Source organism: Cecembia sp., from assembly GCF_007126775.1.
In the GTDB taxonomy this organism is placed as follows: Bacteria; Bacteroidota; Bacteroidia; order Cytophagales; family Cyclobacteriaceae; genus Cecembia.
The window spans coordinates 1-9,800 of sequence record NZ_SLAP01000163.1 but is presented as its reverse complement, the minus strand read 5'-3'; the positions used below and the strand labels follow the sequence as shown (position 1 = coordinate 9,800).

Below are 9,800 nucleotides of genomic sequence, written 5' to 3'. Positions count from 1 at the left end.
TTGATCAAGGCAGCTTCATGAAGATTGATGTACAAACCATCAGCGGTCTTCATCATCAAAGCTGTCTGTACTCCGGTAGGGGAGAAAGCAGTCTGGGAAATATTTCCGGTAATGGCTTCTTCCATGAGTCCCCGGATTTCTGAAAGTTTGGATTCGGTGTAATCATATTCCTGGGTGTCATAATCCCCCGCAATCCAAAAAGCAGTATGGTCACCGGCCATGGCAAATTCAGTCCTCTCTTCCTTCAAAATGAAATGGGCAAGTTTAGATTGGGAAGGGAATTCGTATCGAAACCCAAGGCCATCATTGAATAAACGGAACCGGACAATCAGCTTTCGAGCTGTTTCAGGCTGAAACAGGGATACCTCCATTTCTTCATAATGATTTCGAATGCTGTTTTCTTCTCCCCATACCGGATACCAAGTTTCATCAAAACTACCAAAGTCTACCTCAACAATTTCAAACCCGTCAAGGAAGGAATTCTGATTTTTTAATTCCAGGCCAAGTTTACTTGGAAGGATGACGGGTTTGTCTTTATATTCTAACTGGTAGTAAGGAATACCTTGTTTTATTTCAAATTGAAGTTTCAATTCACCATTTGGCGATTGTAGGGTTTGAGCCCATAAAAGAACAGGCAAAAACATGAAAAGGAGAGAGGGGAAGATGCGCAATTTCATAATGAGTTAATGCTTAATGGTTTTGAATTTTCACCTTCTACGGATTGAAATCCCCGTGGAAAGCTTTAAATTTTATGCGGTTTTTAAGTTGATCCGATTATTGATCAGCTTGAATAGTTCCATCGCCAAAATGATGGGAATAGCCAATGTCAGTATCGTTAGCCACTCATCAAATGTAATGGGTTCAATCCTTAGAATACCCTGCATGAAAGGAATATACATACTTGAAATATGGAAAGCCTGAGCAGCCAACACCAAAGCAATCAACCAGTAATTTTTAGCAATTGGAATTTTGAATGTTGATTTCCTTTCTGATCTACAATTGAAAATATGAAAGTTTTGAAGGAATACCATTAACAAGAGCACCAAGCTTCTTGCGTGGTATTCATCCATTTCCTGGTATTGGATGAGGTAAAACCAATATCCAAATGCAATGGAACCGATCACAAAACCTGAAACAAGAAGCTGTTTGCTCATAATTTTGTTAAATATTCCTTCGCTGGGCTTCCGTGGCATTCTCTCCATGGTTTCAGCTTCCCCCGCTTCAAAGGCCAAAGCTTTGTCTTGTATGCCATTTGTTACAAGGTTAAGCCAAAGCAGTTGAACAGCCAATAAGGGTAATGGAAGTCCGGCAATTATCGCCATGATAAACATGAATACTTCTGCTGCACCGGTAGAAACAAGTAAATAAATCACTTTTCTAACGTTGTCATAGGCGAATCTGCCTTCTTCGACTCCTGCTACAATAGAAGAGAAATTATCATCCACAACAATCATGGCGCCTACATCCTTGGCCACATCAGTACCAGATCCCATTGCCACTCCGATATTCGCACGTTTGAGTGCTGGTGCATCATTTACCCCATCACCGGTTACTGCTACAAATTCGCCTTTTTTGATTAATACGTCTACAATTTCCAGTTTCTGTTGTGGTGAAACCCTTGCAAATACTGAGGTAGATTGTACCAATTCCTGAAATTTGGAATCGTCAGGACCTCCTGCTTGCGCGAGCATTTTTCCGGTGACTACTGATTGTTTATCGGACTGTATGCCTAATTCCTTGGAAATATTGGAAGCAGTGGCTGGATGATCCCCGGTAATCATGATGACCTTTATTCCAGCTTTTTTACATTTCTCAATAGATAGCTGTGCCTCTGACCTAAGTGGATCAATAAAACAGATAAGTCCAACAAACTCCAGGTGTGGAAGATCTTCCTCGGAATAATTTTCTTTTTTTTGAAAATCATCCATTTTTCCTTCAGCAAATGCCAAAACCCTGTAACCGTTGGCAGCCAGATCATCCGCTTGCTTTAAGATACGATCATTGGTTGAGCCATGTGAGTCTGGTATGGTACAGAATTCCAAAACTTTTTCTACCGCACCTTTAAGCCCGCAAAAAGGATCTCCATTTCTTTGGTAAAAGGATGCTGCAAATTTCTTTTCTGATTCATATGGAATTAAACCCAGTGTTTTCAAATCCTTTTTCAATATTTTCGGATCAATCCCTGCTTTATACCCAAGGCCAAGTAAGGCTACATCCATGGCATCCCCATAATGCTTCCACTCATCTTTTTGTTTTTCAAGACCGGCTTCATTGGCCATTATAGAAACTTCCAGGATCTGTTTTAAAGCAGGATATTCTGTAAGATCAGCTGACACCTCCTCTTCATTATTGGTATAAACCTTTCCTTCTCCGTTATACCCCTCACCTGTGACTTCGAAATTGGTTCCGTCCGGGAAATAGATTTTTTTAACGGTTTGTTGATTAACCGTTAGGGTACCCGTTTTATCACTTGCGATGACAGTACAACTTCCCAAGCTTTCAACCGATGTGAGTTTTCTTACAATCACATTTCTTTTTGCCATCCTGTTGGTGGCCACGGCAAGGGCTACAGTCAAAGACACTGGTAAACCTTCAGGAATTGCAGATACTGCCAATGCTACCACGAAGAAAAATATGGCGGTGAAATCCAGCCCCTGGAACCTGAGCAAAATGGCCAAAAGCACACTCAATACGATAATGATATAAGCAATATTCTTGGTGAATTTTTCCATCCGAAGAATTAAAGGTGGTTTTGCAGATTCGCCAAGAGAAACATTTTGGGCAATTTTACCCACCTCTGTTTCCAAAGCTGTCGCTACCACTATTCCCTTTCCTCTTCCAGACATGATGGTAGAACCGGCAAAAGTCATGTTTTTCCGATCTGAGACTCCCGTTCCTTTTTTAAGAGCTGTTGTATTCTTATTTACAGAATGTGACTCGCCGGTCAGTAAACTTTCATCAATTTCAAGTCCATTGGTTTCGATGATTCTTAGGTCTGCAGGGACTTTGCTGCCAGATTCGAGGAATACCAAATCTCCAGGAATCAATTCCTCCGAATCAATATCCTGTTCTTCGCCATTTCTCATGATCCTGGCGCGAATTCTCAATAGCTTTTGTAAATTGGCAGCACTTTTTTCTGCATTGTATTCCTGATAAGATCCTATAGCAGTATTGATAAATATCACTAAGAAAATAAAAATAGCATCGTTTCCCTCACCGATGAGGACTGAAGCAATGGATGCTGCAATCAAAATAAAAATCAAAGGATTGATCAATTGGCTAAAAACTATCTTCCAAATATTGATTTTGACTTTTTCAGGTAGTTTATTGGGACCAAATTTTACAAGCCGTTGCTTCGCCTCCTCATGACTTAGGCCTTCGGTAGATGTCTTTAGTAGCTCAAGAACCTCTTCAGATTCAACGGTATGCCATTCTTTTTCTAAAATAGAAGTTTTGTCAATCATAGGGTTTTGAAAGATTAAGCTTTGGTCAAAGCTGATTTTACCATGACAAATTCACCGATATTTTCCTGATCAAGAATACCTAAAAAGTGTCCGTTTTCTATTATAAATGCTACTTTTTTACTTTTGGTCATCATCTTTCTCCAAGCTTCGTCAAGATCTTCTTCTGTATCAATTTTTAAAGGTTGAAAGTCAGCTACTTGCTCAATAACCGTATTTTCAGTACCATCTTTCAGTCCTTTAATGATTTCATTTCTACTCAATGTACCCACAGCAACATCATCTCTAACTACTACAAAATGGGTTGCTTGTGAATTCAGGAGCTTCTCCACCGCTTTTGACAAAGGGGCATCATAAGCAACAATTTGAAATTTCATCATAAGTGCATCTTTTACTTTGTAGCCCTTTAAAAAACTCTCCTGCTGAGTATGTGATACTTCAGCGGCCGCACCAAGGAAAATAAAAATACCGATCAGCACTAAAATGGGATTATTGAAAAGCCCAAAGAAAATGAAAAAGATGGCCAGAAATTGTCCGATTCCACCCGCTATCTGGGTAGCTTTGGCCCTTGGCAGCCTGATGGATAACAAAGCCCTCAAAACCCTTCCACCATCCATCGGAAATGCTGGCAACATGTTGAAGACTGCCAATATCAAATTGGCAGAGGCAATGTAAAGGAGGATGGTATTTGGCCTGATCCTCAGTTCTTCCAGTTCAAGATTTTCAAGATTGTAACCGGTAAAACTTAAAATGACAGATAAAATGATAAATAATCCTACATTCACCAATGGGCCTGCGATGGCCACCCATAATTCCTGTTTTGGGTCTTCCGGAAGTTTTTCCAATCTCGCTACGCCACCTATAGGATACAGTACGATGTCCCTGGTCTGAATTCCATATTTTTGTGCAGCTAAAGCATGTCCAAATTCATGCATCACCACACAGGCAAATAGTGCAAGAACGAAGATTATAATCCACAGGATGTCTATTCCAGGCATGCCCTGACGCATGTTGGAAATGATTATCCACAAGAGCAAGAGGGAGAAAGTCCAGTGGATGAATACTTTAACATTTTTATAACTTCCTAGGTACAAAGAGAATTTCATATAAAAGATTTTATGATGACCTTTAATTTAAGTGAATAATAGTTCTTTGTATAAAGAACGCTGTAAAAAAATTATTAAAATATGATCTGAATCATACTCCTAACTGATAAACTCAAATCTACTCACATTATATTCAATTGGTTTTTTTGAATTTCAGCGGTTTCTATGGATTTGTATTTTGTGTTTTCAGATAAAAGTAGAATAATTTATTTTAATTTTAGCTATTGACAGCAAATTCAGAATTTTATTCTGAAAATATACTGATCGGTTCTTTTTTGTTTATCATTTTCCTTATATTCGCAAGCGGTATAGTTTGAATTTTGCTGCTTAAAATTTTATCGGAGCGATCTATTATTAGAAAGAAATATTAACCCATTTATAATGTTTGTGAATCAGGAATCATATAAACCCAAGAACCACATCAGGATAGTCACCGCAGCGTCACTTTTTGACGGACACGATGCTGCTATCAATATTATGCGAAGGATTATACAGGCGACAGGCTGTGAGGTCATTCATTTAGGCCACAACCGTTCGGTACAGGAAATTGTCGACTGTGCGATTCAGGAGGATGTTCAGGCCATTGCGATTACTTCTTATCAGGGCGGTCATGTTGAATTTTTTAAATACATGTATGACCTGCTCAAAGAAAAGGGGGCAGGACATATTAGAATTTTTGGAGGAGGGGGAGGCACTATCCTGCCTGAAGAAATTAAAGAATTACATGATTATGGTGTGACCAGAATATATTCTCCAGATGATGGAAGAGCCATGGGTTTGCAAGGAATGATCAATGATCTTGTGCAGAAATCTGATTTTCCAGTAGGTAAAGGTGTTACATTATCAGCTTTGGATAAATCTGACAAGTCGGGTATTGCCAAAATAATTTCTGCTGCAGAAAATTTTCCAGAGGAAAGTAAATCCATGCTGGAAAAAATCAGAAAAATTTCCTTTGATAGTAAAACGCCTGTCCTGGGAATTACAGGTACCGGTGGAGCAGGTAAGTCTTCATTAGTAGATGAACTAGTAAGAAGATTTCTTTTTGATTTCAAAGATAAAGATATAGCGATTATTTCAGTAGACCCTTCTAAGCGCAAAACGGGAGGAGCTTTATTAGGGGATAGAATCCGGATGAACGCTATTAATCATCCAAAGGTGTACATGCGTTCCCTTGCGACGAGGCAGTCAAATCTGGCCTTATCAAAGTATGTACAAGATGCAGTAGATATTGTTAAAGCTGCAAACTTTGACCTCATCATTTTGGAGACTTCTGGAATTGGGCAATCGGATACTGAAATTATCGAACATTCAGACATGTCCCTCTATGTGATGACACCCGAGTATGGAGCTGCTACACAGTTGGAAAAAATCGACATGTTGGACTTTGCCGATGTGATTGCACTTAATAAATTCGACAAAAGGGGTGCGCAGGATGCTTTGAGGGATGTTAAAAAGCAGTACAAAAGAAACCATAACCTTTGGGATATTGCGGATGAAGCTATCCCTGTTTATGGTACAATAGCTTCCCAATTCAATGATCCGGGAATGAATAACCTGTACAAAGCCATCATGCATAAGTTGGTGGATTTGACAGGAGCAGACTTGGAGACATCCTTTGAAGTAACAGAGGAAATGTCTGAAAAAATTTACATCATCCCTCCGGCAAGAACACGCTATCTATCTGAAATCTCTGAAAATAACCGCAGCTACGACCAATGGGTAGAGGAACAAAAAAATGTCGCTCAAAAATTATACAGTGTTCAAAAATCCATAGAAGCAATTCAATCCATGAATGTGGAAGATCAGGACAGATTGGTCAAAGAATTGGAGGAAGTATACGCGCAATTGGAGCTAGAACTGGATCCCAAAAACAAAAAATGGTTGGAGGAATGGCCTGAAAAGGCACAAAAGTATGCAGATGATTATTATACTTTTAAAGTAAGAGATAAGGAAATAAAAGTAAAAACTTTTTTCACATCTCTATCTCAGTCCAAAATATCCAAAGTGTCGCTTCCCAAATATGAAGCTTGGGGGGATTTGTTAAAATGGGGTTTGAGAGAAAATGTGCCAGGAGAATTCCCTTACACTTCCGGTGTGTTTCCCTTCAAAAGAGAAGGAGAAGATCCAACAAGAATGTTTGCAGGTGAAGGTGGACCTGAACGTACCAATAAGCGTTTTCATTATGTTTCTAAGGATATGCCAGCCAAAAGGCTTTCGACGGCATTTGATTCAGTAACACTTTATGGAGAGGATCCCGATTACCGTTTGGATATTTATGGAAAAATAGGGAATTCCGGTGTTAATATCTGTTGTTTGGATGATGCCAAAAAATTATATTCAGGTTTTAACCTGGTGGATCCGATGACTTCGGTATCTATGACCATTAATGGGCCAGCGGCAACTATGACTGCATTTTTTATGAATGCCGCGATAGATCAACAATGTGAATTGTATATCAGAGAAAATGGACTTCAAGAGGAAGTGGAAGCCAGGATAAATGAAATTTACAATCAAAATGGAGGCATAAGACCGCGTTACCATGGACAAATTCCCGAAGGAAGCGACGGGTTAGGTTTAATGCTTCTTGGAGTATCAGGAGATCAAGTACTTCCGGCGGAGATTTATCAACAGATCAAGGCCAATACCCTGTCAAAGGCTAGAGGAACTGTCCAAGCGGATATTTTAAAAGAGGACCAGGCACAAAATACCTGTATCTTCTCCACCGAGTTTTCTTTAAGGTTGATGGGGGATGTACAGCAGTATTTTATTGATAATCAAGTTCGTAATTTCTATTCCGTTTCTATTTCGGGCTATCATATAGCAGAAGCTGGAGCCAATCCCATTACGCAATTGGCATTGACACTCTCAAATGGCTTCACATATGTGGAATATTATGTTTCCCGAGGTATGGACATCAATAAATTTGCACCAAATCTGTCTTTTTTCTTCTCCAATGGTATTGATCCTGAGTACGCTGTGATCGGAAGGGTAGCAAGGAGAATTTGGGCCAAAGCCATGAAATTAAAATATGGCGCTAATGAAAGGTCCCAAATGTTGAAATACCATATACAGACTTCTGGAAGATCCCTACATGCACAGGAAATCGATTTCAACGATATAAGGACCACCCTACAGGCATTGTATGCAATTTATGACAATTGTAACTCATTGCATACCAATGCATATGATGAAGCAATTACAACGCCCACCGAAGCATCAGTTCGAAGAGCCATGGCCATTCAATTGATTATCAATAAGGAACTTGGTCTTGCTAAAAATGAAAACCCAATTCAAGGAGCATTTATTATCGAGGAATTGACGGACCTGGTAGAAGAGGCAGTTTATACTGAGTTTGACCGAATAACAGAGCGGGGAGGGGTTTTAGGAGCCATGGAAACCATGTACCAAAGGGGTAAAATTCAGGAAGAAAGCCTGTATTATGAAACCCTAAAACATACAGGAGAATACCCAATTATTGGTGTCAATACCTTTTTGTCGTCTGCAGGTTCACCTACCGTAAGGCCAGGAGAAGTTATCCGTGCAACCAAAGAAGAAAAAGAATCTCAAATTCAAACCTTGAACTTACTTCACGAAAGGAATAGAGACAAGGCTGCTTTAGCGCTTCAAACCCTTCAAAAAGCAGCGGTGCAAAATGGCAATATTTTTGAAAAACTAATGGAGGCCGCGAAGTATTGTTCCTTGGGGCAAATTACCACTGCTTTATATGAGGTAGGGGGACAATATAGGAGAAATATGTAGAAAAGTGAGATATTAGAAATAATTCATAAGAGATAAGAGACTATATATTCTATAAGAGGGAAAGTGAATTTCGGGAATTTGTGAAAGAAATTAAGATATCGAGATTTTATGCCGACTTACCGTAGGTTTATATTCGTTTGTAATGGTTCTGATTGTAAAAAAGAAGGCTGTAAAAAACTTCAGGGAGAAATCAAAGATTTGATCAAATCAGAAGATTATAAAGGGAAATTTAAAATCATAAAGACCAAGTGTATGGATTTTTGTAAATCTGCACCTTTGGTCGTGATTAATAATGAAGTCTTAAAACGGGCTAACCTTCTTGAAATAAAAAAGAAGTTATAAAAAAGCCTCTCTGTAAAGAGAGGCTTTTAATCGTTTTTCTACTAAAACAAGTATTTTTCTACAGGAACATAATCCATTTCAAATGCTTCTGCAACCGCTTTATAAACAATGTCGCCATCAATAATATTCAGCCCGGGTACTAATTCAGGGTTTTCTTGTGCCGCTTTTTTCCAGCCTTTATCTGCCAATTGGATAGCATATGGGAGGGTAGCATTGGTCAAAGCCAGCGTAGAAGTATATGGAACTGCGCCAGGCATATTGGCTACGCAGTAGTGCACCACATCATCTATGATGTAAGTTGGATTTTCATGCGTAGTTGGCTTACAGGTTTCTATGCAACCACCTTGGTCTACAGCCACATCCACTAAAACCGTACCCGGTTTCATATCTTTGAGCATATCTCTTGTGATCAAATGGGGCGCTTTTGCTCCTGGAATTAATACAGCGCCCACAATAAGGTCAGCATGTTTGATCATTTCCCTGATGTTGTACTCATTGGACATCATGGTATTGACATTGGCCGGCATAACATCATCCAAATACCTCATCCTAGGAAGGGAAACATCCATAATAGTAACGTCAGCACCTAATCCAGCAGCCATCCAAGCAGCTTGTGTTCCAACTACTCCACCTCCTAAAATCACAACTTTTGCAGGAAGTACTCCAGGTACGCCACCCAAAAGAATTCCCCTTCCTTTCAATGGTTTTTCAAGGTAATTTGCTCCTTTTTGTACGGACATTCTACCGGCTACTTCTGACATAGGGATCAGCAAAGGAAGACTTCTGTCTGCTTTTTCAACCGTTTCATAAGCCAGACAAGTTGCTTTGCTTTCAGCCATTGCTTTGGTCAAGGGTTCGTATGAAGCGAAGTGAAAATAAGTAAAAAGTAACTGTCCTTCTTTAATCAATTTATACTCCGGTTCAATAGGTTCTTTTACCTTAATGATCATCTCGGCGATGCTGTAAATATCTTCTATTGTCGGGAGAATTGCCGCTCCAGCATCCGTGTATTCAGCGTCTGAAAAACCACTACCTTGACCAGCTGTATGTTGAACATAAACCTGATGACCTCTTTTGACCAACTCTTTGGCACCGGCAGGGGTGAGTGCAACCCTGTTCTCATTATTTTTTA

The 9,800-nt window shown here is 39.5% G+C and carries 6 protein-coding genes; 2 read left to right on the top strand and 4 right to left on the bottom strand.

Annotated elements, in window-relative coordinates; genetic code table 11:
- From QZT73_RS10570 to QZT73_RS10560, 3 genes are all read right to left on the bottom strand, one after another.
- A partial coding sequence (locus tag QZT73_RS10570; protein ID WP_291788061.1) for a glycoside hydrolase family 97 N-terminal domain-containing protein occupies positions 1-677 on the bottom strand: 677 nt, incomplete at its 3' end.
- 72 nt (positions 678-749) lie between these two features.
- Positions 750-3,464 carry an HAD-IC family P-type ATPase gene (locus tag QZT73_RS10565; protein ID WP_291788059.1) on the bottom strand — a complete coding sequence of 905 codons (2,715 nt, stop codon included), beginning with the start codon at positions 3,462-3,464 and terminating at the stop codon, positions 750-752.
- A gap of 14 nt (positions 3,465-3,478) precedes the next feature.
- Positions 3,479-4,567 carry a site-2 protease family protein gene (locus QZT73_RS10560; RefSeq protein WP_291781723.1) on the bottom strand — a complete coding sequence of 363 codons (1,089 nt, stop codon included), beginning with the start codon at positions 4,565-4,567 and terminating at the stop codon, positions 3,479-3,481.
- Positions 4,568-4,948: 381 nt separating this feature from the next.
- On the opposite strand from QZT73_RS10560, the gene QZT73_RS10555 reads away from it, so the two are divergent.
- Both QZT73_RS10555 and QZT73_RS10550 read left to right on the top strand, forming a co-directional pair.
- Positions 4,949-8,326 carry a methylmalonyl-CoA mutase family protein gene (locus QZT73_RS10555; RefSeq protein ID WP_291783064.1) on the top strand — a complete coding sequence of 1,126 codons (3,378 nt, stop codon included), beginning with the start codon at positions 4,949-4,951 and terminating at the stop codon, positions 8,324-8,326.
- A gap of 108 nt (positions 8,327-8,434) precedes the next feature.
- A complete protein-coding gene (locus QZT73_RS10550; protein WP_291783062.1) occupies positions 8,435-8,668 on the top strand; it encodes a (2Fe-2S) ferredoxin domain-containing protein in 234 nt (77 codons plus the stop codon).
- 41 nt (positions 8,669-8,709) lie between these two features.
- Here the strand turns inward: QZT73_RS10550 and ald are convergent.
- A partial coding sequence (gene ald, locus QZT73_RS10545; RefSeq protein ID WP_291788056.1) for an alanine dehydrogenase occupies positions 8,710-9,800 on the bottom strand: 1,091 nt, incomplete at its 5' end.

Coding starts and splice junctions, on each gene's coding strand:
- QZT73_RS10565 (WP_291788059.1), bottom strand. CDS start 3,464: ATGATTGACAAAACTTCTATTTTAGAAAAAGAATGGCATACCGTTGAA.
- QZT73_RS10560 (WP_291781723.1), bottom strand. CDS start 4,567: ATGAAATTCTCTTTGTACCTAGGAAGTTATAAAAATGTTAAAGTATTC.
- QZT73_RS10555 (WP_291783064.1), top strand. CDS start 4,949: ATGTTTGTGAATCAGGAATCATATAAACCCAAGAACCACATCAGGATA.
- QZT73_RS10550 (WP_291783062.1), top strand. CDS start 8,435: ATGCCGACTTACCGTAGGTTTATATTCGTTTGTAATGGTTCTGATTGT.